The organism is Bradyrhizobium sp. 2TAF36 (genome assembly GCF_052114925.1).
GTDB lineage: Bacteria > Pseudomonadota > Alphaproteobacteria > Rhizobiales > Xanthobacteraceae > Bradyrhizobium > Bradyrhizobium barranii.
Genome location: NZ_JBFRFR010000064.1, coordinates 26,434 through 52,301, shown reverse-complemented (window position 1 = coordinate 52,301; position 25,868 = coordinate 26,434). Strand labels below are relative to the sequence as shown.

Here is a 25,868-nt window from a genome sequence, read left to right as displayed (position 1 = left end):
CCCCCCGCCATGCAAGACGTACCGGGAACACGATTCCATAGATCGATGCCAGGACTGCCAAACTCCCAACGACTATTGCAACGTACATGGTCCGTCGGGCCGCTCGCTCAATCCGGTAACTCATCATCAAGCCTTTCGCAGCGTCCTCTCTTGAGAGGGAGCTAACGGCACGTTGCAAACGCTTCTGCTTTACGTCCTTCATGAGCCGGTCACATCATGGAAGTTTTAGTTGCACCGAAGACGCATCGGTTGGGCAATGAATTCACCTCCACCTCATTTTTGCTTCCACGTCTTTGCCGAACATCGCCTTGAGTCTAGCCGCAATTCGAAAGTACCGAACGCGAAAGCGGGAATACTGGATCGTTGGCGGCTGCGGCTCAAAGCCTGTTCTCTGTCCGGCGGCCCAGCATCGAAGCTGCGATTGCATGTAACGCTTGTGAGCAACGCGATAATAGTGCCTGAAAACCGGGTACATCGTGGCCACGGAAATTCCGTGGATACGCAGACATTCGGACAATGCGATTTRCTCGATTGTGAGCAGCCTCGCGCCATGATCAAGCATGGCATCGATCAAAGCTATGGCATCTTTCAGAACCGGAATATGCCTTGCTGGGTCGACTGCAGTTAGCCCGCTATTATACTCAACAGATCGTTTTGTGTCGTATTCGTAAGGTCCAGCATTAGGCAGATTAGTGCGAAATCCCGAAATGGCGCGGAACGGATTACGTCCGTGAAAACGGTCCACGGCAATCGATCCTTCACTTAGCGCCGACCAGAGCTTTTCGAAGAAGCCCTCTTGGAAGAATGTGTCCGTGTCGATCATGACACAGAAATTCGGATTGTTCCTCATTTCCTCCAAGAGAACGCAAGGCTTGATGCGATGATGATAGAGACCATTGCGAGAGAACTCTGTAATTTTCTTTGAGATGTCGACGATCCTAACAGGCAGATCCAAGTAGCGACTTGGCTTGTCCGTATAAACAACAACCTCTACGGGGCGCTGGAATTGCAAGTATAGCAAGGTTGTCAAGCTATATCGCAACTCCAAGAAAAGACGCTCAAGATCCCCGTACTCGACATAGATGAACGTAAGCCCCCGAGTATCCATACGCCTGATCTTCCAACTCAATCTAATTTCTTATCTGCTTTACTCTCAGCGCGGAGGGCCGACCTAAAGGCACCATCGAATAGGCCCCTAAATTGGATCGCGTTGACATTGGAAATGTGGGCTGTATCGCGGAAGTTGGCCTGCCCGTTCCTGACGAGAAAACATTGGTTTTGCTCGCAGACCACCGATTGGGGATCCACCATAACCAGTCGCGGATTGTCCCAGTGCTTGTGGAGGTCTTGAGCGATTTCGGCTCGGAAGCCGCTCATCGTCAGACTAGGATCGGCGTCCACCCTCCATTCACCAATGGCTCCCCCAACGCGGACCTGTTTCTCAATCCATCGCTGTGGCAGGTCGAAGCCAATATTGAGTAGCGGCATGATCAGCACAACGGTCTTGCCGGAGGAAAGCAGTCGGTCAGCCAGCGAGGAGACCTCAAGAGCATTTCCCCAATTACCGCCAACGACAACGATGCTTGGCTCAGTGTGGTTCAGCACGTAGTCCAGCGTGCTGCGGTTGAAATCACGGCACGGCTGCTGATCTGCAGAGTTTCTAACAGGATCGTCAAGGAAGGGCCTGCACGCGCTCTGGGTTGCGATCAATCCATGGATTCCGTTGGCAAGCGCAGCCGAAGAAATTGGCTCAAGGTACTGGTTAGCAAACGAATCTCCCCACAGCATTACGGAAGGCTTTCCGGCGACCTCCGCGCTACCGAAACTGCAATAGGTCTCGGCCGCCTGCTTTGTGGAGTTGGCGTTCCTGAAACACTCGTCGCGAGGTGTGTTGGTCCTTCTCGCCAGCTCGGCTGGCAACAGGTAATCCGGCAACCTGTTTGGGAAACCATTGGTCAAGGAAGCCAGCGCGATGAAGCCGAGCAACAGAGCGAACGCTGCGCCAGAACTCGTCAGAAGCCTTCGCGGCGTCCAGAAGTCCCGTCGCATTCTGATTGGCTGCTCCACGTAACGATACGAGACGATGCTGAGCGCCAGCGACGCCAAAACCATCAGCACCTTTTGCGTGGCGTCTACGCCATACCCTCGCAAGGACAGCCACCCTAGTGCGAAGACCCAAATCGGCCAATGCCAAAGGTAAAGCGAGTAGGACCAATCGCCTAACCGCTGAATGGCAGACATCCCGAGCAAGCTCGCTTCCCCGGTCCACTGCCGCGCACTGACTATCATTGCCGCGCCCAGAATCGGCAGGACTGTAAGAACGCCCGGCCATCGCGATTCAGGGAGCGGATAGACGATACAAACCGCGACCAACGCCCAGCCCACGGTGGCGACTATCCCAGTTTCCAGCCACGGAATCTTGGAAGCACCGTTGGATCGTCGCCTGATTTCTGCGGCAGCGATCAATCCACCGGCCAAAGGTTCCCAAGCTCGGGCACGCAAGGAGAAAAAGGAAGAGCCAATCGCGTCGCTTTGGGTCTCCCACAAACACCACGCCAAGGAGAGGACAGCGACGACCTGAAGCGCAATCATCACTGTGCTGATTTTAGACTTCGAGCCGGAAGCGAAACGCCAGATCAGCGATGCGACCAAAGGCATCCAGATGTAGAACTGCCACTCCACCGAAAGAGACCAAGTGTGCAAGAGCGGCTTGGTCTGGGCCGCCATGGCGAAATAGCCGTTGTCGCTGTCGAAAGCAAAATTCGACACGAATGTCAGCGCAGACAACGCCTGCAGCAGGTGCTTCAAGTATTCGCGTGGCAAGGTCACGAACCAGCCAGCAACGACCGACGAAGCGGTCATAACCGCAAGCGCAGGATAGATGCGGCGTATTCGCATGATGCTGAAGTCACGGAATGAAAAACGACCCAAAGTGAGGTCGGTCAGCACTTTACCCGTCATCAGGTACCCGGTTATCACCAGGAAGACATCGACGCCGACAAATCCTCCGGCGAACCCCGATATTTGGAAGTGGTAGCCAACGACAGCCACCACTGAAAGCGCCCGGAGCGCGTTAATATCTAGCCGGAAGGCATCGCCACCTGCACCCACCATTCGAGGAGACAGCGGGCCAAATCCAAACGACGAACTACGCCCGTCAAATCGGACGGGTAACGACGCACCCCGCCGCACATGCGGCTGAGCACCGTCAAGCGAATAAGACAATGTGAGGCCCCCCGGCCCTTTGCGAATGCTGGTGGGGACCATAGACGGCACAGCACAGCCTAGACAAGTAGCGGATTGCTAAGGCTCGCAGCCCGCCAGAGCTATGCAAAACGGAATCGCCGGGATTCCCTGCGAGCGCCGCCCTCGGCACAGTTGGGTGGGAACCGCTTCGGCCGGCTTTCGTACTGAGCGCGTCGTAAGTGCTCCCTCAGGCCTCGACGATAATCTAAAGTCGACCTTCTCGCACCGCTAGACAGGTTGTCGCCAGCCACCAAATCACGCTAAAGGTTGCAAACACTCGGCTGGGGGGCGGACGTGGTTTCAAGGCAGCTGCGGCTAACTAAATTCCGTGAACTTCGACTTGATGATCCTTTTTTCGACAGCCTTAAGAAAGGCTACGTTGATTTTGCAGACTGGTTCGCCCGCAAAGCAGACGCCGACGTTTATGTGGTCGAAGATGACACCGCGATGAGCGGCATGATCTACCTCAAGCCTGAGATAGGTCCGGTTCCCGACGTAGATCCTCCATTGCCGCACCTTAGGTGGCTGAAGGTCGGCACTTTGAAGATTGAGGGCCGCGGGACCAAACTTGGCGAAAGAGTGCTGAAGAAAATATTCGACACAGCCATCGCCGAAAACATGAACGGCGTCTACGTCACCGTTTYCGACGTGCACGAGGAGCTAATCCGTCTCTTTGAACGGTATGGCTTTGAGAGAGCAGGCACGAAGACAACCGACAGCGGAGAAGAGTCAGTCTATGTAAGACGCTTAGATAGATTTTCCGGCAACATGCTAAGCGATTATCCTTTCGTGCATACGGAGAGCCGACGGTCTTGGCTGCTTGCGGTTTATCCAGAGTATCATACCCAGCTTCTACCTGACTCGATATTGAACAACGAGGCGCGCGAAATCGTCCGAGACGTTTCACACACGAACACAATTCATAAGGTTTACGTTGGTAAGATACCGCTCACGCGCATGTCGCCTGGAGACGCAGTAGTCATCTATCGAACGACGGATCACAAGGGACCGGCCCATTACCGCTCCGTCGCATCGTCCATTTGCATCATCGAAGAGGTTCGTCGTAAGAAAGACTTCGCGGGGGTCGAAGCTTTTCTGGAATACACTGCTCCACATAGTGTGTTTTCGGAGGAAGAGCTTCGAGAACAGTTTGATGAAGGCGACCGCTTGTATGTCGCACGTATGACGTACAATGTTGCATTCAATCGCCGTATTACCCGTGGACGCTTACTCGAAGAGGCTCATATAAGCGTACACCCAAGGTGGGACCTTCGAGAATTAACACCGACGCAATTTCGCGCGATTGTAGAGATGGGAGATGTAAATGCGCGTATTGTTGTCGATTAGGCCTGTACACGTCGAGAACATTATCTCCGGTACAAAGACGTTTGAATTCAGACGGAAGATGTTTTCGCGTCGCGACATCAAGACGGTCTTGATCTACTGCACAAGACCTGTCGGGCGCCTAGTCGGGGAGTTTGACATTGCAGACATCTTAGAAGATCACCCGGAACAGCTGTGGCTTAAGACTCGCTCGGGCTCGGGCATTTCAAAGGAGTATTATGATGGCTATTTCTGTGGGCGAACACGGGCATACGCCCTAAAAATTGGCGCCGTTAGACCGTTCGCGAAACACATCAATCCTTCTCACGTGATGAAGAACTTCAGTCCGCCTCAGTCATTCATGTACGTCGGAAATCAGCGAGCACCCCTATTTGAACAAGCCGAACTCTTCTAAAATCGGGACCGTCATCGTTTTCGGCATCTCAGGTGTGGGAAAGTCCACTGCCTGCGCCTCTTACATCGCTCGGCATCCGACGGTTTTGCACACGAGCGCTGGGGCTCTGCTGCAAGAAGTGAAAAGAACTGCTAGCGCCCTTCTGCGGACCGAAGATGCTCAAGGCATATTGCAAAATCAAACTCTTCTAGGCACCGCACTGGCGCGCTTTCGCCTCGACCGCGAAGACGCCGATATCCTGATCGACGCCCACAGCGTAATCGACAACGACCACGAACTCATCGAGGTTCCGGTTGATGTAGTGCGCGCCCTGAAGCCTAACGGATTGATCCTGCTAGAGGCATCCCCTGAATTGGTATTTGAGCGGCGACAAAAGGATGCGCGTTCACGGCCATCACGAACTGTCGAAGAGCTGCAATTTCAGATGACTATCGCGCGAACAGCCTGCGAAAAATATGCTGGCGAGCTAAACTTGCCTCTTGAGGTGGGGACAGTCTCGCGTGACCGGGACCTAGATGCGCTCATCATCAGAATGGCATCCCGCAGGAACTCCAACTGACCCGCTTGGGCACAAACCCGATACTCTATTCTCATTGTAGGAAATCTCAGAAGCGTTGGGGACGTACAGGCCCCGTTGGACCGACGTCAAGTTGAACCCGTAAAAGTCAAAGATGCGCTCAAATGCAGGCAGCCGGCTCTCGCTAACTGTGAGATGCGGCTTGTCATCGTTCAGCCAGCGCAGCACTTCGTCAAAAAGTCGAACACCGATACCGCGTCCGAAGTAGCTCGGAGCAATCCGAACGGTGCAAATCTTGTTCTCTTCAGGTTCACGCTTTCCGATGGCCAACCCCACAAGTTGTCCGTGCCGTTCGACACGAAGTAATACTCTGCTGTCGTTTCTTAAGCCCGGGACAACTTTCGTCCGAAACCAAGCTTCGATGCCCGGGTAATCGTGAGAGAGAGGAATTAAAAACGCGAGCGCCTCCTTCTCCTCATCACGAAGGGGCAGGGCTTCGAAAAGTCGGTCCGAGACGATAGTTGTCGGGGTTATCATCAATTCCCAGCCGCCGCAGCTGCCTTCAACATCGATGAAATCCACGGCTCAATCGCTGACGCAGCGAGATTCCCCAAGACGCCAAACGCAAAAGCAATAATCAAATAGTTCTGAAGAATCTGGCGCCCTGTGCGCCGCGTCTGCAGCTTAACGAAAGCAGAGAAGTCTTCGACTCCCGCCAAATCGTCCTCCCGCCAATGATACACCATCATCCCGTCCGGAATTCCGCTCGGAACATACTCGTTCCAAAAATCGTGTTCCAGCAATCTGCTTTTGTGGGGCTCCCTGCTGCTTAGCGTTAGATCGGCCAGTACGGGGATAGCCGTCAGAAACGCCACTCGCGTAAGCGGGACCGGCTGCCCACCAGCACCATCCGCGCGCATCAGGCTTTCTACACGGATCGGCAGGGTGCGAGCCTCATTGAGCCTGAAATCAACGTACTCCACCTCTTCAAACCCGCTCTGAAAATAACGGTCACGCGGTGTAATAGTACGAACAAACGGTTCTTTTTTGTCAAAATACATGCGAAGGCGAAAATACGCAGGACATCCAGGCACGAGATTTGTGCAGACTTCATCGATAGCGTGCCGCGTAATCGTTAGCAAAGTGCCATCTGAATTCTCTGACACTTCGAGCTGACGCGGATCAAGCTTCCCCTGCTCTTTCATGAACATGTGGATACGGCAAAAGGAAGTGCCATCCTTTATCAATTCCACACTTTGCGGACCTCTTCTCGAATTGCTTGTCAGCGGCTCATTGAAGATGCCTTGAGCGATTTCGACGCGCGCGAAATATGGCGCACAATCCTCTATCTCGATTTTCGCCATTGGTTGCGGCAGGAACAGATTTACCTTCTCAATGAGCATCGGCTCGGATAGCCAAATACCTAGCTCCAAAAAGTCGCGAACCCCGCCGCTTTTCCCTTTGAACTCGACGTCTCCAGCTACCCGCCAGTAGTTGCAGTGAATCTCCGCCGTACATCCTTGCGCACCGGGTCTATGGATACACCAGACTGCCACACTGCCATCGCTGCTCATCACATTGCCTATCGACCGCAGATGATCGTTAAATTCGCGCGGTGTTCCAACCTTCATGATTTGCCTCTAGATGTCCATGGACGAAACACAACCTCCGTAACATCTCAACAGGCAGGGGATTTTGTGGGCTTTGCCTCAGAATACCCTCAATAGTAGCCATGCAAAACGGAATCATAGGGATTCCCAAACGGCTCTGTATAAATCCAAATTGGACGTATAGGTCTTATACAAGCATCGCTTGGAGGACCTCGACATGCCCACTGCTCCCCTAATCTCCTACATCCGCGTTAGCACCTCAGCTCAAGGCCGCTCGGGCCTGGGCATTGAGGCGCAACGGAATGTCCTGGCTCACTTCGCCGCCTCCGAGGGTTACGAAGTGGCCCGCGAGTTCGTTGAGGTCGAGACGGGCAAGGGCTCGGACGCGCTGGACCGCAGGCCACAGCTCAAGGCCGCCCTGGCCGCAGCCCGAAAGCTCAAGTGCCATGTGGGTGTGGCGAAGCTCGACCGGCTCAGCCGCGACGTTCACTTTATTTCCGGCCTCATGGCCCACAAGGTGCCCTTCGTGGTCGCTGAGCTTGGGCCTGATGTTGATCCGTTCGTCCTGCATCTATTCGCCGCCCTAGCCGAGAAGGAACGCTCCCTGATCTCCACCCGCACCCGGCAAGCCCTCTCGGCTGCTAAGGCTCGCGGGGTCGCATTGGGCAACCCCAAGCTTCACGATGCCCGCAAGAGCGCGGTGAAGGCGGTGACCACCGAGGCCGACAGGTTCGCGGCGAACGTTCTGCCTATCGTCCGCGAGGCGCAGAAGGCCGGTGCTCACACGCTGCGCCAGATTGCTGAGGCACTGAATGCACGAGGGATACCTACGGCACGCGGTGGCCAGTGGCACGCGAAATCAGTCAGTAACATCCTTGAGCGCACATAGAGGAGCGGCGCTGCTGCTGGCAAACACGGGGGTATGCTTGGATCAACGGGTCCCATATTCGACCATGGGACCCTTTTTGGCCGATATGGCCTGATCGATTTCAAGTTCCTTCGGCTTAGCTGCGGCTGCTGCTCGGCAGAAGCGTGCTTCTCGGGGGAAATCAGCCGGTGAAGCTGCGCCCGACCGTGCCCCCTATTGAGCCTCGGTGCTCCTCTGGGTGGCGTGCGTCGGTCAAGGGGTAAGCCATTGCACCGCAGGCTCCCGAGCCTCCTCAGGCGCCACCGCGACTAGCGTCCGTGCATCCGTGATGCCGAACCGCCTTGTGAGATGGGTCCCCTATCGAGTGGGACGCCTATTTCCCGAGATTTCTGAGGTGAGCGTTCTGCAGGGTTTGGATTGTTTGGCTGCTCGGCTGAAGCAGCGCTTGAGAGCGCTCGGTTTCTGAGGGACTGTCATCGTCACTCGGCCACGCCTTGGCCATGATTTCGAGCGTACATCGCCAAATCTGGGCGATGGCAGGGCAGCTGCAATGACGGCTCAGTTCCGCAAGACCGCAGAAGAAGAGTACGAGGAGCAAGTTCGCATCCTCGTCCGCATCGTTTCAGTCTGCACTTCGGGGCTTTTCGCTTTCGCTGCAGGCCTGCTGATTGGTACCTTTCTGTTTTCGTGATCGAAATCAATGACCGGCCCTTCGGGCGCCGTTCTTTTTGGTTCAGGCCAGTCGGCGCAACGGAAGCAGCGGAACGTCAAGGCCCCCCGTCGCCCCCCAAACCGTTACATGGCGCTAGGAGTCCGTAGGAGAGCCCATGCGCGAGGCAGCTACCCGGGTAGCCCGGGCGCACCCGAACGAGTCAGCGAGTCTCCTAGGAGTCCTGAGGGGCATATCGCGAGCGGTGGTCCGAGGAGCGGGAAAGTCCAATTACCTCAGACATAATACGCCCGTGTGAGTACAACCGATCAGAACCTTGAACTGCAACAGAGCGCCCCGCGTGCGGCAGGCTGCGACATGATCCGCTCGGAGAAGCGCAGCGGCACAACGACCACAGGGCGGCTGAGCTGCGCACTGTGCTGGACTTCCCGCGATCCGGTGACGTGCCGATGGTTAGCGTATCGACCGGCTCGCGCGTAGCATTGGAGACCTTCAGCACATCGTGCGCACCGTAAAGGTCCGTGGCGCTTCCCTGCGAGCCACAGAGCAGCCCATCGATACGAGCACAGCGGCGGGGAAATGCTTCCTCGACATGCTCGGTGTATTCGCTGAGTTTGAGACCAACCTACGGCGCGAGCGCCAACTGGAAGGCATAGCGGACGCTAAGGCCCGTGGGGTCTACAAGGGTCGCAAGCCCTCGGTGGACGCTGCCAAGGTGAAGGCAATGCACGCGGAAGGCAAAGGACCGTCAGCCATCGCGAAAGAGCTTGGGATAGGCCGTGCGTCGGTCTATCGCGCTCTAGAAGGCAAGGAGGGCTGAGCCCATGCGGAAGCTCCCTCGCTGGCGCTGCCGCCCAGCTAATCGGCAGCTAAGGGACTCCGGCTCCCGGTGGGGCCCCCTGGGCCATCGTTGCCGGGGCCCCGCTTTCAAAAAGCTCGGGCTAAAGCCTTTGGCCTCTGCTCAGCTGAACAGGGCGGTGTGCTTCGCTGGGAGTACCGTGTGGGCCCAACAGGCCGGGGCTCAACAGGAACAAGGCGCAACACAAGGGCACTCTGGCGCCAATGCCCCTAGGGGACTCAGCGGAGTCCTCTGGTGGGCGCTATGGCTAGCCGCCGGTACTGCCTGGGCATAGCGTCAATGGCGCTCACGGGCTTCCTTGAGTCCCACAGGGGCATTGCAGGGATGCCCCTGGTCCGCCCAAAGCTAGACCATCGGCCGTGTGCACCTATATGGCCGCTGATTCTCGCCCAACCTATTGTTCGGCCCGGTGGACGGATCACAGTCAAATTCGTTCTCCGTTATGGTCTAGGTGCACTGTGGGGTGTTTGCTAGCAGCTACCCTCCTCTATCTCTCATGATAGGCTGGGCTCTAGTGGTGCGGGTGCGTAAGGCGGGGGCATCACGGCACAAACCGGTGGCTTCCCTGCCTGCTGTTGATTTTGAGGCTAGGACTTACCGGGATATGGCCCACGCGGAAATGCCCCCCGAAAGCTGCCATCAAAGCCATCGCGCCTTGGCGCTCATGTTGTTCAGGCACTATCAGGCTATCATGCACCGCTAGGCTAGGGACGCCGTCCCGCATCAACCCTTGCATCGCGGCAACGACAACGCGGCTCTCATCAAACATGAGATCAGCCCAAGTGCGCACACGGCCATCCTTTAGCGGCTGGCCCCACTGGCCCAGAAGCGGGTGGTGCTTGATTATCAGCTCACCTAGCTGGACCGCATGGTACTTGTTGCGGTCTAGAGGATGGCCGTGCTTTTCCTTGTAATCCTTCAGAATGACCGTAGGCCACTTGCGCAGCGGTTCGGTGCTGCCGAACGTCGCGGCCACCCAGAGCTTAACGACATCCCGCGCCTCCTCGCCTAGTCCGGGAATAACGTAAGGGTCCTGTTCCCTGTCGAGTTGGACGCCATGCCAAGCGTGGAAGATGGTCAGGTAACTTGCTCGCAGATCAATCTCGACTACCGGCAAGCCATTGACGGTCATCTCAAGGCGCTTCTCGCCGCTCAGCTGTTGGTAGTTCCTGTCTGCCGGTTGGCTGTACAGACGCCCGCCCTGATCCCAATTGAAGTCTGCCGCGTCGCCGTTATGGAACATGCGCACGTAACCTCGGTGTACGCAGCCCCCACCGAAGGTCTGTTTTGCAAGAAACTCATTCAGCTCGCGCACGTCCGCTTCCAGCTTTAGGGACAGGTCCGAGTGAACGAACTTCATGACCTGGCCTTGGATCTTGCGGCCAGCAGCTCGTGTGCTCGCGGCGCGTTTCTGAAGCGGCTGTTTCGGCAAGCCATAGTCGAAGTGGTCTAGCGCGTTCTCCAAGCTAATTCCGTGCTCGCCCGCCAGCGCTATGAGCTTCTTGGTAGGACGATAACGCGAAGCCCTTCGACGGTTGGCCAGCGCTGGTCCGCCTTCGTCAAATCGAACCCAATGACTAACGACACCGCCATGATGCTCCACGAGGCCAAGCTCTCGCATGGCTTGCTGGAGAGCAAGGAAGGCCCGCGCGCCGACCCCCGGCCCCGTGAAGCTGTCCTTTTTGAGTGACCGATAAATCCATTTGCCTTCAGCGCTCAACAAATCCGCTAGGAACGCCGCGATGGCGGGCTTGAGCTTATTGCGGTTCGCCTTGGCCTCACCCCCAAACTCTGCGTGGGCTAATTGATGCAGCACCTGTTCGTTAACGGCCTCGGTTAGAGCCTGCGCCGCTTCGGTGCATGGGTATCCCTCAAGGGAAGCGAAAGTAGCATCGCGCAGCTCAGCGCCATTAGGTGCCTCCGACTCGGGGGCAGTAGGAATTGCATATTTCAACAACGTAGTCTTCTTCCTCTCGTTACCTTCTCGCGTGAGCGCTGTGCTGGTGCAGCTAAGTTTTTCGGGCGGGCAGCCGCACGGCCAAAGCCCGCTTCATCTGGGCGGGCTTGACGCTGCGCACGAACGCTTCGTAGTTCTCGGCTTTCTTCCGTGTCGGGAACGTCTGTCTAAACACCTTGCCCGCGTCTGGGCGATCCACCTCGCCCACCCACAGGCCCGTTAGCTTGTCGTCTCGCGTCTCTGCGTATGCCATAGCTATTCATCCCCAGGTGTTGAGCTATTATCTGCGACTAAGTTCCCAGGTGCGACGGACCTTAGACAACAAGTTCGCGCCCTTCTCACTGATGAATGACCTGTTAACCCGCAGGTCCTTCCGGTCCCGCTTCTGCTCGATGATGTTCATCCCTTCCCCACCGCGTCGATCCCGCTCCCCAAGGTCCAACAGGTGGCGCGTCATCACAGCTTTGTAGATGCCCACCTCGCCCGCGTACTCGTTGACCGGGCGCCCTTCTTTCTCAGCTACCGTCAGAAAGCTAATGATGTAGCTGGCCGGTATCGTCGGGTTTAGCTCCACAAAGGGCTCTATGGCCAAGCGCAGCGCTTTGGCAGCCTGTTTAGTCTCGTCTGACAATAGTGACTTGTAGCCAACTGGTGTATCGGCGTTAGTCATGTGTGCGTGATGCTTTCGCTGCTATTCCGGCGTTGCCCTAGCGCCCCCGCCGGTAGTCCTTTAGTGCCACTGCGTACATACTACTATTCGGGCCCAGCCCGTTGCAGCCCCTCAAACAATCATATGAAAATCCTTATTCCCCGGTATGCGCCCGGTGTCCTTTGGTTGCCTTGGTGGTGGCGCGTGGACGCAGTGGTACGCAGAGCGGTTTGACACGCGACAGGTCAAGGCCGGGATAGGAAATCCGGTTGATAGCGTCCGACAATCCGGCAGCGCCGAACCGCGACAACATGGCGTTAGCGCCGTAGCCCCAGCTCACCGAGGACGCCTGTGCGTGCCCAATCAATGCCTCGCGCATCTCGTGGTCCGCCCTGCCTCTGCGTAGTGCGTCCTTCACGGTGTGCCTGAAGCTGTGGAATACCTTGGCTCTGTTCGTGACCCCTGAAGCACGAAGATAGCGGCCGAACCACTGCGACCACGCGGGCACGCCAGCGCGGCCACGGTCTGGCGACACCGAAGGAAACAGCCAAGCATCTGCGCCATCGGCCTTCCTTCGCTCCTCGACATAGCTGAGAAAGCCCAATCGGATCACTTCGGGATGCACGGGTACAACGCGCTCGGATGCGTCTGTCTTCACGCGCTTTCCCCGTGCCCGCTCGGTCATGAAATAGAGCAAGGGCACTCCCGTTTCAGCGTCCACCCGCACATTAGCAGCGGTGAGGCTTCCCAGCTCAGCCTGCCGTGCGCCTGTGAAGAGAGCCAGCACCGGTAACCAGAACCCAGCGGCCCCATGTGCCCCTAGTGGAAACTCGTGTTCGGTAAACACCGACGCATTGAACAGCGATTGAAGCTCCGCAATCTCAAATGACGTGCGCTCCGAGCGCTCCTCGGGAAGCCTGAGTTTGCTAAAGGGATCAGTCCACTGCGTGTCATCCGGCACAAGCCCGTTATCGCTGGCCCAGATGCAGATGGACTGCACAGCGCCAAGTTGCTTGTTGATGGTGGCTGCGGTGATCCTTGGCTCTTCTGGGTGCTCGCGGCCCCAAGCGGCCTGCGCAGGAAGCGTTGCGCGCAGCAAGTCGCCCGTTCGGCGGCGCGGCACGTCCTGAAGAGCTTTGCGAAGATCCAGCGCGTGGGCCTTTTTGATCGCCGCTACGGGCATGTTGCCGTGAAGCTGGATGAACATCTCCACGCTGCGCCCGAACTCGTCCACGGTGCGCTCGGGGCGCGTCCGGTGACGCTTCCAGCCATCTAGCGCATCTTGCAGCGTTCCGCCTTCTCCATGGCCATCTAAGGCTTTGGAATCAGGTAGGCGCGGAGTTTCAATAACTGCACCCGCATAACGAAGCCCAATGTCATCAAGGGCATTAAGGAGCGCCTTGGCGCTTTCGATACAAAGGTTGTGATAGGCCGTGCAGCTTTGGTCCAGCGCGATACCGAAGGCCGCTAGGGCATTTTGGGCGCGCTGCTCGGCGAAAGAAACATCCCCAACAGCAAACTGCTGCCTAAAATCTCGTAGTATGTCCCCATGTGCATCGGCGTTAACATTCTCGCCATGCGGTCCTATTAGCTCTAGCCTGCCCGAAAACCTTAGCGCCTCATCTTCGTTCAGCGCCGTTGCGTAGACGTACTCGGCCACGCGCTTGATTTCGGTGTCGTTCAGGCTGGTGCGCTTGACTACAGGCACCGTGGTCGCTGCAAGGCGCGCCTTCGCCTTGGCAATGATGCGGTCAAACTCCGCCAACACCGGCTTGGCCCTGATATTGGCCTCACGGACATCCTTGGTGCCGAGCGACTTCTTCAGATGCGATTGCACGGCCTTGCCGTTATCCAACTCAAGAGCGACGGTAGCCCTCAGCCCCGTTGGTGTCGCTGGCACAGTTTTCCGGGCGTAAAACGTCCCGTGTCTGTCCTTTATGACGCCCATCAATACACGCACGATTAGCACCACCGTTTGTGACCACCACACGGCAGCTAAACGCTTGTATCTGCGCTAGTTATTGATTTCCAATGGGAAGTTAGTTGAGTGGCGCGCCCGGAACGATTCGAACGTCCGACCCTCAGATTCGTAGTCTGATGCTCTATCCAGCTGAGCTACGGGCGCGTTTTTCGCAAACAGTGCGGGCTGAGCCCGCAGGCAGCCTCCAGACAGCGCCGGAGGGGTGCGAAAGAGCGCTCTGACTAACCGCTCTTGCCTCGATTGGCAAGGTCCGGGAAGGGGAGATTTTACAGGGAGGTGACGATTTCCCGGCTCGGCCTCTGGCCGACTACGCCCTCTGCCGCTCGTTGCGGATGGAGAGGAGTTCCACGGGGCGATCGGGGATGACGATCCGGAAGGTGGCGCCGATGGTGCCCTCGACCAGATGGATCTCGCCGCCATGGGCGCGGACCAGTTCGGCGGCGATCGCCAAGCCAAGCCCGCTGCCGCCGGGGCGGCCGGAGGTCTGGAACGCCTCGAACAGATGGTCCCGGGTCTTCTGGGGGACGCCGGGGCCGGTGTCGGAGACCTCCAGGATGGCGACGGCACCTTCGCGCTTTCCCGTGATCCGGATCTGCTGGGCGCCGCCGTCGCCCGACGAATGGCTTTCCAGCGCCTGGGCGGCGTTGCGGACGAGGTTGAGCAGCACGCGGAAGAGCTGGTCGGGATCGGCATCGACCGCGAGCCCGCGCTCGATCGCGGCCACCCAGGCGATCGAGGCGTCGCTGGCGAGGCCCGCGGTTTCGCGCACCTCCAGCACCACAGGCTCGATCATGATCATGCGGCGGTCGGGCGCCGCTTCCTGGGCGCGGCCGTAGGACAGCGTCGACTGGCAGAAGGCGATGGCGCGCTCGAGCGAGCGCACCAGCTTCGGCGCAAAACGCTGCACCCGCGGATCCGGCACGCTGGCGAGCTGGTCGGACAGAAGCTGGGCCGACGCGAGCAGATTGCGCAGATCGTGGTTGATCTTGGAGACGGCGAGGCCGAGGGCGGCAAGCCGGCTCTTCTGATGCAGCATCGACATCAGGTCGCGCTGCATGTCCGACAATTCGCGCTCGGCGACGCCTATTTCATCGCTGCGCTGGCTCGGCACGATGATCCGCGCCGAGCTTTCGGGGTTTTCGTGGAAGCCGACCAGGCTCGCGGTCAGCCGCCGCATCGGGCGCACGAAGAGATAATGCAGCACGAGATAGACGAGGCCCGCGGTCAGCACCGCGATGATCAGCGCGACCACCACGACGTTGCGGGAGAAGCGATACATCTGCTGCCGCAGCGGCAGCTCATCGGTCACGATCTCGATGAACTGGGCGTTGCCGACGCCGGGCCCGACGATGCGGATGGCCTGGTTGCCGGTCTCCAGCATCATCCGGAACGAGCCGGTGATCGCCTCCCACACCGTCATGTCGCGCAGGTCGATGTCATGCTCGATGGCCGTGGGAAGGTTGTCGCTGGCGAGCAGCCGTCGCTGCTGCCCCATCTTGATGGCGACGGCACGGGCATTGATGCTTTTCAGGATCTCGCGCGACAGCGACTCGGGGACCATGCCGAGCGGGGCGGCGTCGAGCACCAGCGCGGCGGTGTTGGCCGCCGCGACGCGGTCATTGAGCCGGTTGACCCAGAAGTTGGCGATGGCGGGCACGTAGAGCAGGACGGCGGCGATCATCACCAGGGGGACGGTGAGCAGCAGCAGCTTGCCGGATAGCCCGAGCCCGCTGGGCCCACGCGGCCGCATCGCCGGCTGGCCCGGCTGATCCGTATCATGGACCGGCTGGAGGTCTGTCGCTGCCACGAAGTTCGCCCCTGTTGGCTTTGTAATAGAGCCTGGCTGATGAAGGATGCGACCCGGCCGGGGGCCGGTCAAATTACGGATCGCTAATCTCTCAAGGTGGGATGTAAGCTCTGATATCGCGAGTCGCCACCTCAAGGGTTAAAAACCCCGCACAAACAGTGATATTCACCGGAACAGCGCGCTCTTGCGACGTTGACGAAAAGAAGACGCTCGCATATAAGCCGCGCAAATTGTCCGCGATGACCCGGTGCGCACGCCGGGAGCGGCTCTCTTGGGGCCGAAAAGGGCCCGTTTTGGGCCGCATCTTCCGGACTTTATCATCAATTCTACAGGCAAATTGCCCGGTCAGCGGAGAAAAACCCGTGAAGCGGACTTATCAACCCAGCAAACTGGTGCGCAAGCGCCGTCACGGCTTCCGTGCCCGTCTCGCCACTGCCGGCGGCCGCAAGGTTCTCGCCGCCCGCCGCGCCCGCGGCCGCAAGCGTCTGAGCGCCTGAGCCGGACCCCCATTTTTGGGATTTCATCATGGATCGGCTGAGGCAGCGAGCGGATTTCCTCGCCGTTGCCAATGGCGCGCGGGCGAATAGTCCCGCGTTCGTCCTGCAAAGCCGCCGCCGCGACGACAGCGGCCCGATCCGGATCGGCTTCACCGTTACCAAAAAGAACGGCAACGCCCCCCAGCGCAATCGCATCCGGCGCCGGCTTCGCGAATTGGCGAAGCGGCTCGATCCGGTGTCGATGCAGCCCCATCATGACTATGTACTGGTCGGCCGAAGGGACGCGCTCTCGCGCGACTTCGCCACCATGCTCGACGATCTGCGCATAGCGTTCACGAAGCCTGCGCGGCATACGCACAAGGGACGCGGCCCAAGAACCGACGGCTCAAGGCCCGGCCCCGCTCCTGCGACCAGCCGCAAACCGGATTGATGACGAGACAATAGTGATGACCGACAATCGCAATACCATCCTCGCCGTCATTCTGTCGGGCCTCGTCCTGATCGCCTGGCAATATTTCTACAACGTGCCGGCGATGGAGAAGCAGCGCGCCCAGCAGCAGGCGCAGGCCGAGCTCCAGAAGAACACGCCGCAGCCGACGGCCTCCGCAACGCCGGGCGCCGCGCCGCAGCCCGGCAGCGCGGCCCAGCCGGCAACACCGGCCGCGAACCAGGCCCAGCCGGTCGTTTCCCGCGAAAGCGCGATTGCAGCCAGCCCGCGCGTGAAGATCGACACGCCGCGGCTTGCCGGCAGCATCTCGCTGAAGGGCGGCCGCATCGACGACATCGCGCTGGTGCAATACCGCGAAACGGTCGACCCGAAGTCGCCGCCGATCATCCTCTATTCGCCCTCGGGCACCGCAGAACCCTATTACGCCGAGTTCGGCTGGGTGCCGGCGACGGGCGTGACGGCCAAGCTGCCGGACGCCCAGACCCTCTGGCAGCAGGACGGCAACGGCAGCCTGACGCCGACGACGCCGGTGGTGCTGAAGTGGGACAATGGCGAGGGCCTCACCTTCCGCCGCACCATCGCGGTCGACGACCATTATCTTTTCACGCTCAAGGACGAGGTGAGCAATGTCGGCAACGCGCCTGTTACGCTCTACCCGTTCGCGCTGATCTCGCGCCACGGCACGCCGCAGGTCTCCGGCTATTACATCCTGCATGAAGGCCTGATCGGCTATCTCGATGGCTTGCAGGAATACGCCTACAAGAAGATCGACGAAGCCAAGGCGGTGAACTTCAAGGCCACCAATGGCTGGCTCGGCATCACCGACAAGTACTGGGCTTCGGCGCTGCTGCCGGACACCAGTGCCCAGCTTCAGGCGCGTTTCTCGTCGAACCCGGTCGGCAACGTCCACACCTACCAGACTGATTATCTGCTCGACCCCGTCACCGTCGCGATCGGCGGCACCGCGACCGCGAACGCGCGGCTGTTCGCCGGCGCCAAGGAAGCCGGCGTCGTCGGCGTGTTCCCGTTCGCCGGCCTCGGCGGCTACAACAAGGAGCTCGGCCTCAACCATTTCGATCTGCTGATCGACTGGGGCTGGTTCTACTTCATCACCAAGCCGATGTTCCTCGGCCTCGACTTCTTCTACCGTTTCTTCGGCAATTTCGGCATCTCGATCCTGCTCGTCACCGTGATCGTCAAGCTGCTGTTCTTCCCGCTGGCCAACAAGTCCTACGCCTCGATGGCGAAGATGAAGTCGGTCCAGCCGCAGCTTCAGGCGCTGAAGGAGCGCTTTCCCGACGACAAGGTGAAGCAGCAGCAGGAGATGATGGAGATCTACCGCAAGGAGAAGATCAATCCGGTCGCCGGCTGTCTTCCCGTGGTGATCCAGATCCCGGTGTTCTTCTCGCTCTACAAGGTGCTGTTCGTCACCATCGAGATGCGGCACGCGCCGTTCTTTGGCTGGATCAAGGACCTCTCCGCGCCCGATCCGACCAACCTCTTCACCCTGTTCGGCCTGATCCCGTTCGATCCGACGACGATTCCGGTGTTCGGCCACTACCTCGCGCTCGGCATCTGGCCGATCATCATGGGCATCACGATGTGGTTCCAGATGAAGCTGAACCCGACGCCGCCGGATCCGACCCAGCAGCTGATCTTCAACTGGATGCCGCTGATCTTCACCTTCATGCTGGCGGGCTTCCCGGCGGGTCTCGTGATCTACTGGGCCTGGAACAACACGCTCTCGGTGCTCCAGCAGAGCTTCATCATGCGCCGCAACGGCGTGAAGGTGGAGCTGTTCGACAATCTCAAGGCGACGTTCGCGAAGAAGGCGACGTAGCGCCGTCATTGTTGGGCGCAAATGCCTCCACATCGTCATGCCCGGGCTTGTCCCGGGCATCCACGTTTTGGAGGGTACCGTGTGGACAGACGTGGATGGCCGGGACAAGCCCGGCCATGACGAGAGGTGAGATCTTCGCATGACCGACGACAAAGATGCGAAGCTGATCGAGACCGGGCGAAAGCTGTTCACCCGCGACTGGCAGTTCATCTGGGCCTCGCCCTCGATTGCGACGCTGCCGCCGATGGACGGGCTGGAGATCGCCTTTGCCGGCCGCTCCAATGTCGGCAAGTCCAGCCTGATCAACGCGCTGACCGGCCGCAACGCGCTTGCGCGCACCTCGCATACGCCAGGCCGCACCCAGGAACTGATCTTCTTCGAGGTCCCCGGCAAGAAGGACCTGCGCCTCGTCGACATGCCCGGCTATGGCTACGCCAAGGCGCCGAAGGCGCAAGTCGCGTCCTGGACCGAGCTGATCCACAAATTCCTGCTGGGGCGCGCCTCGCTCGCACGCGTCTACGTGCTGATCGACGCGCGGCATGGCCTCAAGGACGTCGACCTCGAAATCCTGGGGACGCTCGACCGTTCCGCGGTGAGCTACCAGGTCGTGCTGACCAAGGCCGACCAGGTGAAGGCGTCCGAGCTTCAGTCCCGCATCGCCGAGACCGAGGCCGCGCTGGCAAAACATCCGGCGGCGTTTCCGAACGTGCTCGCGACCTCGTCGCGGAGCTCGACCGGCATGGCCGAACTGCGCGCCGCGATGGCGAAGCTGCTGGAAGAGCGAACCTCGTGACGCCTGCATTCCGCCTGTTGCTAGGGCTTGCCGGTTTGATGGGCGCCGCCGGCGTCGCGCTGGCCGCCGCCTCCGCCCACGGCGCCGACGCCAGCCGGCTCGCCTCCGCCAGCGCCATGCTGCTGTTTCACGCAACTGCCATACTCGCAGGCGTCGCCCTGCTCGCGCGCGGCCTTCTGCACGGCGGAATTGGCCTCATCGCGGCGTTCGGCTTCGTGATCGGCGCCGCGCTGTTCGCGGGCGATCTCACCTTGCGGCAATATGCGGGGCACTCGCTGTTTCCATTCGCGGCGCCGACCGGCGGAACGGTGATGATCTTGAGCTGGCTGGCGGTGACGCTCGCAGCCGTGGCGGCGCGGAAGTGATGCTCCGTCTTACCCTCCCCTGGAGGGGGAGGGTAAGAGGCAACACCCACTTTGCGCCGCGCCCGCCAATCGGATAGAACGCGCACCGACAGTCCCGCCAGCGAGATCCGCCTCATGACCGACATCTCCCCGCTCGACCAGGCCCGCATCCTGTCCGAAGCGCTGCCGCACATGCAGCAGTATGACGAGGAAACCATCGTCATCAAATATGGCGGCCATGCCATGGGCGACGAGGAGACCGCGAAGAACTTTGCCCGCGACATCGTGCTGCTCGAGCAGACCGCGATCAACCCGGTGGTGGTGCATGGCGGCGGGCCGCAGATCGCGACCATGCTCAAGCGCCTCGGCATCCAGTCGGAGTTCGCGGCAGGCCTGCGCATCACCGATGCCGCGACCATCGAGATCGTCGAGATGGTGCTGGCCGGCTCCGTCAACAAGCAGATCGTCGGCTACATCAACGAAGCCGGCGGCAAGGCCGTGGGCCTGTCGGGCAAGGACGCCAACATGGTGAAGGCGTCGAAGACGACGCGCACCATCGTCGATCCGGGTTCGAACATCGAGAAGGCGATCGATCTCGGCTTCGTCGGCGACCCCGAGAAGGTCGACCTCACGCTGCTCAACCAGCTGATCGGCTACGAGCTGATCCCGGTGCTGGCGCCGCTCGCGACCTCCAAGGACGGCCAGACGCTCAACGTCAACGCCGACACCTTTGCCGGCGCGGTCGCCGGCGCGCTGAAGGCGAAGCGCCTGCTGCTGCTCACCGACGTGCCTGGCGTGCTCGACAAGTCGAAGAAGCTGATCCCGCAGCTTTCGGTGAAGGATGCGCGAAAACTGATCGCCGACGGCACCATTTCCGGCGGCATGATTCCGAAGGTCGAGACCTGCATCTACGCGCTCGAACAGGGCGTGGAGGGCGTCGTCATCATCGACGGCAAGATGCAGCACGCGGTGCTGCTCGAGCTCTTCACCAACACGGGCACGGGAACGCTGATCCATAAGTGATGATGAGCGGGCCAAAGCAAGCCGTCATGGCCGGGCTTGTCCCGGCCATCCACGACCTCTCATCTCGCGCCAAGAACGTGGATGCCCGGCACAAGGCCGGGCATGACGAGTTGAGGGCTCGGCGACATCGTCGCTCAACCCTCACACGTATCCTGATGTCCCTTCCGGCCGCAGCCGTTTCGTTTGTCTTCTCCGCCGCGCCCGCCCTGGCCGACCTGAAAATCTGCAACCGCATGTCCTATGTCGTCGAGGCCGCGATCGGCATCGACGACAAGGCCGCGACCGCGACGCGCGGCTGGTTCAGGATCGATCCCGCCACCTGCCGCGTCGTGGTGCAGGGCACGCTCTCCGCCGACCGCATCCTGCTCAACGCCCGCGCGCTCGGCGTCTACGGCGCCTCGCCGATCCCGCAGAACGGCAGCGACATGCTGTGCGTGGCGCAGGACAATTTCGTCATCGCGGCTGCGCGGCAATGCCGCAGCGGCCAGACCCAGGCCGCGTTCACCCAGATCACGCCGACGCAAGCCGCGGACGGCAATTTCACGGCCTATCTCGCCGAGGATTCCGAATATGACGACGAGCAGGCGCGCCTCGCCGGCATCCAGCGGCTGCTGGTGATCGCGGGCTACGACGCAGCGCCGATCGACGGCGTCGACGGGCCGAAGACGCAAGCAGCACTGGCCGCCTTCCTGAAGAGCCGCGGACTGGCGGCGGACATCATGTCGTCGCCGAACTTCTTCAAGACCATGGTCGATGCGGTGCAGACGCCTTCTGCAACCGGCCTGACCTGGTGCAACGACACGCCGCACAAGGTGATGGCGGCGGTCGCCACCGACGACGGCAAGTCCGTGACGAGCCGCGGCTGGTACCGCATCGATCCCAAGACGTGCCTGCACCCCGATGTGACCGGGCAGCCGAAGCAGATCTTCAGCTTCGCGGAAGCCATCGACGCCGACAACCGCGTCATCAAGCTGAAGGACAAGCCGCTGAACTGGGGCGGCGACAGGCAGCTCTGCACGCGCGAGACCAAGTTCGAGACCAACGAGCAGGCCGATTGCGGCGCGCGCGGATTCGCGGCGACGGGTTTTGGCGTGGTGGACATGTCGAGCGGCGGCAAGACGCTGCGCTTTGCGATGCCGTGATTGAGAGACCAGTGATGAATCCACCCCGCACCTTTGCCCATGTCGACACCTGGGTGTTCGACCTCGACAACACGCTCTACCCGCATCACGTCAATCTGTGGCAGCAGGTCGACGCGCGGATCGGGGAGTTCGTCTGCAACTGGCTGAACGTCGGCCCGGAGGAAGCGCGCAGGATCCAGAAGGATTATTATCAGCGCTTCGGCACCACCATGCGCGGCATGATGACCCTGCACGGCGTGCACGCCGACGACTACCTCGCCTACGTCCACAAGATCGACCACTCGCCGCTGGAGCCGAACCCGGCGCTCGGCGAAGCCATCGCGAAACTGTCGGGGCGCAAGCTGATCCTGACCAACGGCTCGGTCGACCATGTCGATGCCGTGCTGGCGCGGCTCGGCCTGGCAACGCATTTCGACGGCGTGTTCGACATCATCGCCGCCRGATTCGAGCCGAAGCCGTCGCCGCAGACCTATCAAAAATTCCTCGCCGACCATGCGGTCGATCCGACCAAAGCCGCGATGTTCGAGGACCTCGCCCGCAACCTCACCGTCCCGCACGCGCTCGGCATGACCACCGTCCTGGTGGTGCCTGACGGCACCAAGGAAGTGGTGCGGGAGGACTGGGAACTGGAGGGCCGGGACGCGCCCCATGTCGACCACGTCACGGATGATCTGGCGGGTTTTTTGGCGGGACTGTTGCCCAAATAGCCGCCGTCGTCCCGGGGCGCGAAGCAAGCCCGGGACCCATAACCACAGGGAGTGGTTGTGGCGCGAGATCGATAACTCCGAATCCTCGCCAAATGACTGCCCGTGGCTATGGGTCCCGGGCTCGCGCTTCGCGCGCCCCGGGACGACGGCGGAGTATGCCTTGACTCCTCCCCGCCAAATCCCGAAAAAGCGCCCCAATCCGTCAAAATTCCCATTTCCCAGAGGAAATCCCGATGTCCCTGTCCGCCCTCGAATCCACCATCAACAGCGCCTTCGACGCGCGTGACGGCATCTCGACCTCGACCAAGGGCGAGGTGCGCGAGGCCGTGGACCAGGCGCTGGAGATCCTGGACAAGGGCGAGGCCCGCGTCGCCGAGCGCGGGGCCGATGGCAAGTGGAAGGTCAATCAATGGCTGAAGAAGGCCGTGCTGCTGTCCTTCCGCCTCAACGACATGGGCGTCATTCCCGGCGGCTCCGGCAAGGCGACCTGGTGGGACAAGGTGCCCTCGAAGTTCGAGGGCTGGGGCGAGAACCGTTTTCGCGATGCCGGTTTTCGCGCGGTGCCGGGTTCTGTGGTGCGCCGCTCGGCCTTCATCGCCAAGAACGTCGTACTGATGCCGTCCTTCGTCAACCTCGGCGCTTATGTCGATGAGAGCACCATGGTCGACACCTGGGCGACCGTCGGCTCCTGCGCGCAGATCGGCAAGCGCGTGCACATCTCCGGCGGCGCCGGCATCGGCGGCGTGCTCGAGCCGCTGCAGGCCGAGCCCGTGATCATCGAGGACGACTGCTTCATCGGCGCGCGCTCCGAGGTCGCCGAAGGCGTGATCGTGCGCAAGGGTGCCGTGCTGGCGATGGGCGTGTTTTTGGGCGCCTCGACCAAGATCGTCGACCGCGAGACCGGCGAGATCTTCATCGGCGAGGTGCCGGAATATTCGGTGGTCGTGCCCGGCGCGCTGCCCGGCAAGCCCATGAAGAACGGCCAGATCGGCCCGAGCACGGCCTGCGCCGTGATCGTCAAGCGCGTCGACGAGCGCACGCGCTCCAAGACCAGCATCAACGAGCTGCTGCGGGATTAAGACTCTCTCCTCTCCCTCTCCCCGTTCTTACGGGGAGAGGGTTGGGGTGAGGGGCCTCTCTCCACACGCGAGATATTCGAGAGACCGGTACCCCCTCACCCGGATCGCAAGAGCGATCCGACCTCTCCCCGCAAGCGGGGCGAGGTGAAGCGAGCCCGCGGCGGCTTTCCTATCGAACCCTCCTTCTCCCCATCGCGACCAATCACCGGACGGCCTCCGCTGCCCGGAACCTTCGCCATGGACTGGACCTGGTATCTTTTTCGCTTCGACGGCCGCATCAATCGCGCCTTGCTGTGGCAGGCGCTGCTGATCGTCGCGGTGCTGGCAGCCTTGCTGGGAATCATTGCTCAGGTGATCCACCTCATCAACGCCGAGGGGGCGTTGAAGCTATCCCTGAAACTCGATTTCGACTTCGGCCTCGACGACCTCTTCAAGCTGGTCGATCCCCGGGCCTATCGCTCGCTGGCGCCCGTTGATCGCACCAACCTGATCCTGAAGGCGTTCGGCTTGTCGCTGTTCCTTTGGATCTATCTCGCGACTGCGATCAAGCGGCTGCATGATCGCGACAGGAGTGGCTGGTGGCTCGTTCCGTTCTTCTTCCTGCCCGGCCTGTACAACCAGTTCTCGGACCTGCTGCCGAACTCCACCTGGATGCTTCCGTTCTGGCTGGGCGCATCCATCCTGTGGCTGTGGGGATTTGTCGAGATGTTCATCGTATCAGGCAGCGTCGGCGACAACCGGTTCGGTCCTGATCCATTGGCCAAGACCGAGGACGGCCCGTCCCCTGCAAAAAGCTGGGACCAGCAAAGCGAGCTCGAATTGGTGCCGCCCAGCGCTAGCCCACCCGGCGGCATGCATGTTAAGCGGGGCGCATGACCGATGCTCTCTCGATTGCCCGCGATCTCATCCGCTGCCCCTCGGTAACCCCGGCCGATGCCGGTGCGCTGGGCGTGCTTGAGAAAGCCCTCAACGCTGCCGGCTTCACTTGCCACCGCGTGACCTTCAGCGAAGCAGGCACAGCCGACGTCGACAATCTCTATGCGCGGATCGGCACTGAGGGCCAGCACATCACCTTCGCCGGCCACACCGACGTGGTGCCACCCGGCGACGAGAACGCCTGGAGCGTCGGCGCATTCTCGGGCGAGGTGAAGGACGGCTTTTTGCACGGCCGCGGCGCGGTCGACATGAAGGGCGGCATCGCCTGCTCGGTGGCAGCCGTGCTCGAGCATCTCGCCGCCAATGGCGGCGCGCCGCGCGCCGATGGAAAGGGCTCGATCTCGTTCCTGATCACGGGCGACGAGGAAGACGTCTCGGTCAACGGCACCATCAAGCTGTTGAAATGGGCCGCGGAGCGCGGCGAAAAATTCGACCATTGCGTGCTCGGCGAGCCCTCCAATGTCGAGACGCTCGGCGACACCATCAAGGTCGGCCGCCGCGGCTCGCAGTCCGGCACGCTCTATGTCGACGGCGTGCAGGGCCATGTCGCCTATCCGCACCGTGCATCCAATCCGGTGCCTGATATCTCACGGTTGATCGTGGCGATCAGTGACGAGCCGCTCGACCATGGCAGCGCGCAGTTCCAGGCCTCCAATCTCGAATTCACCTCGGTGGACGTCGGCAACAAGGCCAACAACGTCATCCCCGGCGAGGCGCGCGCAAAATTCAACATCCGCTACAACGACAACCACACCCAGGCATCCTTGCGCGAGCTGGTCGAGGCGCGCCTGACGAAAGCCTGCGGCAACCGCATCAAGGCTCGCATCGTCTGGGAGCCCTCGAACTCGAACGTGTTCGTGACCAAGCCCGGCCCGTTCACCGACCTCGCGGTCTCCGCGATCGAAGAGGTGACGGGGCGCAAGCCGGAACTGTCGACCTCAGGCGGCACCTCGGATGCGCGCTTCATCTCGAGCTACTGCCCGGTGATCGAGTTCGGCCTGGTCGGCCAGACCATGCACCAGGTCGACGAGCGCGTGCCGGTTGTGGATTTGGAGAGATTGACGAAGGTGTATCGGGGGATTTTGACGCGGTATTTTGGGTAGCAAACCGCGACCTTCGCCAAATATTCCGCCGTCATGCCCGGGCTTGTCCCGGGC

At 60.5% G+C, this 25,868-nt stretch carries 26 protein-coding genes, 1 tRNA gene and 1 pseudogene; 17 read left to right on the top strand and 11 right to left on the bottom strand.

Features of this window, described 5'->3' with window-relative positions:
* The 3 genes from AB4Z51_RS31710 to AB4Z51_RS31700 form a co-directional block, all read right to left on the bottom strand.
* Positions 1-202, bottom strand: a 202-nt coding sequence (locus AB4Z51_RS31710; protein ID WP_441498713.1) for a hypothetical protein, incomplete at its 3' end; no start/stop codon positions are given.
* A 60-nt stretch (positions 203-262) separates the two neighbouring features.
* A complete protein-coding gene (locus AB4Z51_RS31705) occupies positions 263-1,129 on the bottom strand; it encodes a hypothetical protein (RefSeq protein WP_441498712.1) in 867 nt (288 codons plus the stop codon).
* A complete protein-coding gene (locus tag AB4Z51_RS31700; protein WP_441498714.1) occupies positions 1,126-3,114 on the bottom strand; it encodes an acyltransferase family protein in 1,989 nt (662 codons plus the stop codon). Before AB4Z51_RS31700 ends, AB4Z51_RS31705 begins: the two co-directional genes overlap by 4 nt.
* 426 nt (positions 3,115-3,540) lie before the next feature.
* Here AB4Z51_RS31700 and AB4Z51_RS31695 point away from each other — a divergent pair, with 426 nt between their 5' ends.
* From AB4Z51_RS31695 to AB4Z51_RS31685, 3 genes are read left to right on the top strand one after another with little or no spacing between them, the layout of a single operon-like run.
* Entirely contained in the window at positions 3,541-4,593 is a 1,053-nt protein-coding gene (locus AB4Z51_RS31695; protein WP_441498711.1) for a GNAT family N-acetyltransferase, read from the top strand.
* Positions 4,571-4,984, top strand: coding sequence for an ASCH domain-containing protein (locus AB4Z51_RS31690; protein WP_441498710.1), 414 nt, complete (start codon positions 4,571-4,573; stop codon positions 4,982-4,984). The genes AB4Z51_RS31695 and AB4Z51_RS31690 overlap by 23 nt, the downstream gene beginning before the upstream one ends.
* Entirely contained in the window at positions 4,962-5,543 is a 582-nt protein-coding gene (locus AB4Z51_RS31685) for an ATP-binding protein (RefSeq protein WP_441498709.1), read from the top strand. The genes AB4Z51_RS31690 and AB4Z51_RS31685 overlap by 23 nt, the downstream gene beginning before the upstream one ends.
* Here the strand turns inward: AB4Z51_RS31685 and AB4Z51_RS31680 are convergent.
* Positions 5,496-6,083, bottom strand: a complete 588-nt coding sequence (locus AB4Z51_RS31680; RefSeq protein ID WP_441498708.1) for a GNAT family N-acetyltransferase — start codon at positions 6,081-6,083, stop codon at positions 5,496-5,498. The genes AB4Z51_RS31685 and AB4Z51_RS31680 overlap by 48 nt on opposite strands.
* The gene (locus AB4Z51_RS31675) at positions 6,038-7,132 is read right to left on the bottom strand and encodes a hypothetical protein (protein WP_441498707.1); all 1,095 of its coding nucleotides are present in this window, start codon (positions 7,130-7,132) and stop codon (positions 6,038-6,040) included. The genes AB4Z51_RS31680 and AB4Z51_RS31675 overlap by 46 nt, the downstream gene beginning before the upstream one ends.
* Positions 7,133-7,328: 196 nt before the next feature.
* Between AB4Z51_RS31675 and AB4Z51_RS31670 the strand changes: the two genes are divergently transcribed.
* From AB4Z51_RS31670 to AB4Z51_RS31660, 3 genes and pseudogenes are all read left to right on the top strand, one after another.
* On the top strand, positions 7,329-8,000 hold the full coding sequence (locus AB4Z51_RS31670; RefSeq protein ID WP_441498706.1) for a recombinase family protein: 672 nt from the start codon (positions 7,329-7,331) through the stop codon (positions 7,998-8,000).
* Positions 8,001-8,529: 529 nt separating this feature from the next.
* Entirely contained in the window at positions 8,530-8,670 is a 141-nt protein-coding gene (locus tag AB4Z51_RS31665) for a hypothetical protein (protein WP_441498705.1), read from the top strand.
* Positions 8,671-8,943: 273 nt separating this feature from the next.
* Positions 8,944-9,469 (top strand): annotated as a pseudogene (locus AB4Z51_RS31660) (recombinase family protein).
* A gap of 580 nt (positions 9,470-10,049) precedes the next feature.
* Here the strand turns inward: AB4Z51_RS31660 and AB4Z51_RS31655 are convergent.
* The 6 genes from AB4Z51_RS31655 to AB4Z51_RS31630 all read right to left on the bottom strand — a co-directional run bounded on the left by AB4Z51_RS31655 (position 10,050) and on the right by AB4Z51_RS31630 (position 15,902).
* Positions 10,050-11,465 (bottom strand): hypothetical protein, encoded by a 1,416-nt coding sequence (locus AB4Z51_RS31655; RefSeq protein WP_441498704.1) that lies wholly within the window; start codon positions 11,463-11,465, stop codon positions 10,050-10,052.
* Between the two features lie 52 nt (positions 11,466-11,517).
* Complete coding sequence (locus tag AB4Z51_RS31650; RefSeq protein WP_441498703.1) at positions 11,518-11,718, bottom strand: hypothetical protein; 201 nt, start codon at positions 11,716-11,718, stop codon at positions 11,518-11,520.
* A 27-nt stretch (positions 11,719-11,745) separates the two neighbouring features.
* Positions 11,746-12,135, bottom strand: coding sequence for a hypothetical protein (locus tag AB4Z51_RS31645; RefSeq protein WP_441498702.1), 390 nt, complete (start codon positions 12,133-12,135; stop codon positions 11,746-11,748).
* Positions 12,136-12,268: 133 nt separating this feature from the next.
* On the bottom strand, positions 12,269-14,074 hold the full coding sequence (locus tag AB4Z51_RS31640; RefSeq protein WP_441498701.1) for a tyrosine-type recombinase/integrase: 1,806 nt from the start codon (positions 14,072-14,074) through the stop codon (positions 12,269-12,271).
* Between the two features lie 88 nt (positions 14,075-14,162).
* Positions 14,163-14,239 (bottom strand) — tRNA-Arg (locus AB4Z51_RS31635).
* A gap of 163 nt (positions 14,240-14,402) precedes the next feature.
* On the bottom strand, positions 14,403-15,902 hold the full coding sequence (locus AB4Z51_RS31630; RefSeq protein WP_094183985.1) for an ATP-binding protein: 1,500 nt from the start codon (positions 15,900-15,902) through the stop codon (positions 14,403-14,405).
* 362 nt (positions 15,903-16,264) lie between these two features.
* Between AB4Z51_RS31630 and rpmH the strand changes: the two genes are divergently transcribed.
* The 11 genes from rpmH to dapE all read left to right on the top strand — a co-directional run bounded on the left by rpmH (position 16,265) and on the right by dapE (position 25,814).
* Positions 16,265-16,399 (top strand): 50S ribosomal protein L34, encoded by a 135-nt coding sequence (rpmH, locus tag AB4Z51_RS31625; protein ID WP_008542748.1) that lies wholly within the window; start codon positions 16,265-16,267, stop codon positions 16,397-16,399.
* Positions 16,400-16,427: 28 nt separating this feature from the next.
* On the top strand, positions 16,428-16,829 hold the full coding sequence (gene rnpA / locus AB4Z51_RS31620; protein WP_085399984.1) for a ribonuclease P protein component: 402 nt from the start codon (positions 16,428-16,430) through the stop codon (positions 16,827-16,829).
* Positions 16,830-16,845: 16 nt separating this feature from the next.
* The gene (yidC, locus tag AB4Z51_RS31615) at positions 16,846-18,687 is read left to right on the top strand and encodes a membrane protein insertase YidC (RefSeq protein ID WP_085399982.1); all 1,842 of its coding nucleotides are present in this window, start codon (positions 16,846-16,848) and stop codon (positions 18,685-18,687) included.
* Between the two features lie 139 nt (positions 18,688-18,826).
* Complete coding sequence (yihA, locus tag AB4Z51_RS31610) at positions 18,827-19,480, top strand: ribosome biogenesis GTP-binding protein YihA/YsxC (protein ID WP_085399980.1); 654 nt, start codon at positions 18,827-18,829, stop codon at positions 19,478-19,480.
* Positions 19,477-19,845, top strand: a complete 369-nt coding sequence (locus AB4Z51_RS31605) for a DUF423 domain-containing protein (RefSeq protein ID WP_094183983.1) — start codon at positions 19,477-19,479, stop codon at positions 19,843-19,845. Before yihA ends, AB4Z51_RS31605 begins: the two co-directional genes overlap by 4 nt.
* A 114-nt stretch (positions 19,846-19,959) precedes the next feature.
* Positions 19,960-20,847: an acetylglutamate kinase gene (gene argB / locus AB4Z51_RS31600; RefSeq protein ID WP_063979811.1), complete on the top strand. Its 888-nt coding sequence runs from the start codon at positions 19,960-19,962 to the stop codon at positions 20,845-20,847.
* A 155-nt stretch (positions 20,848-21,002) separates the two neighbouring features.
* A complete protein-coding gene (locus AB4Z51_RS31595; RefSeq protein ID WP_085399977.1) occupies positions 21,003-21,989 on the top strand; it encodes a DUF1036 domain-containing protein in 987 nt (328 codons plus the stop codon).
* A gap of 14 nt (positions 21,990-22,003) precedes the next feature.
* The gene (locus AB4Z51_RS31590; RefSeq protein WP_441498700.1) at positions 22,004-22,696 is read left to right on the top strand and encodes a pyrimidine 5'-nucleotidase; all 693 of its coding nucleotides are present in this window, start codon (positions 22,004-22,006) and stop codon (positions 22,694-22,696) included.
* Between the two features lie 233 nt (positions 22,697-22,929).
* Complete coding sequence (dapD, locus tag AB4Z51_RS31585) at positions 22,930-23,775, top strand: 2,3,4,5-tetrahydropyridine-2,6-dicarboxylate N-succinyltransferase (protein ID WP_063979813.1); 846 nt, start codon at positions 22,930-22,932, stop codon at positions 23,773-23,775.
* A gap of 237 nt (positions 23,776-24,012) precedes the next feature.
* Positions 24,013-24,651, top strand: coding sequence for a DUF805 domain-containing protein (locus AB4Z51_RS31580; RefSeq protein ID WP_085399974.1), 639 nt, complete (start codon positions 24,013-24,015; stop codon positions 24,649-24,651).
* Positions 24,648-25,814, top strand: a complete 1,167-nt coding sequence (gene dapE, locus AB4Z51_RS31575) for a succinyl-diaminopimelate desuccinylase (RefSeq protein ID WP_085399972.1) — start codon at positions 24,648-24,650, stop codon at positions 25,812-25,814. Before AB4Z51_RS31580 ends, dapE begins: the two co-directional genes overlap by 4 nt.
* Positions 25,815-25,868 lie beyond the last annotated feature (54 nt).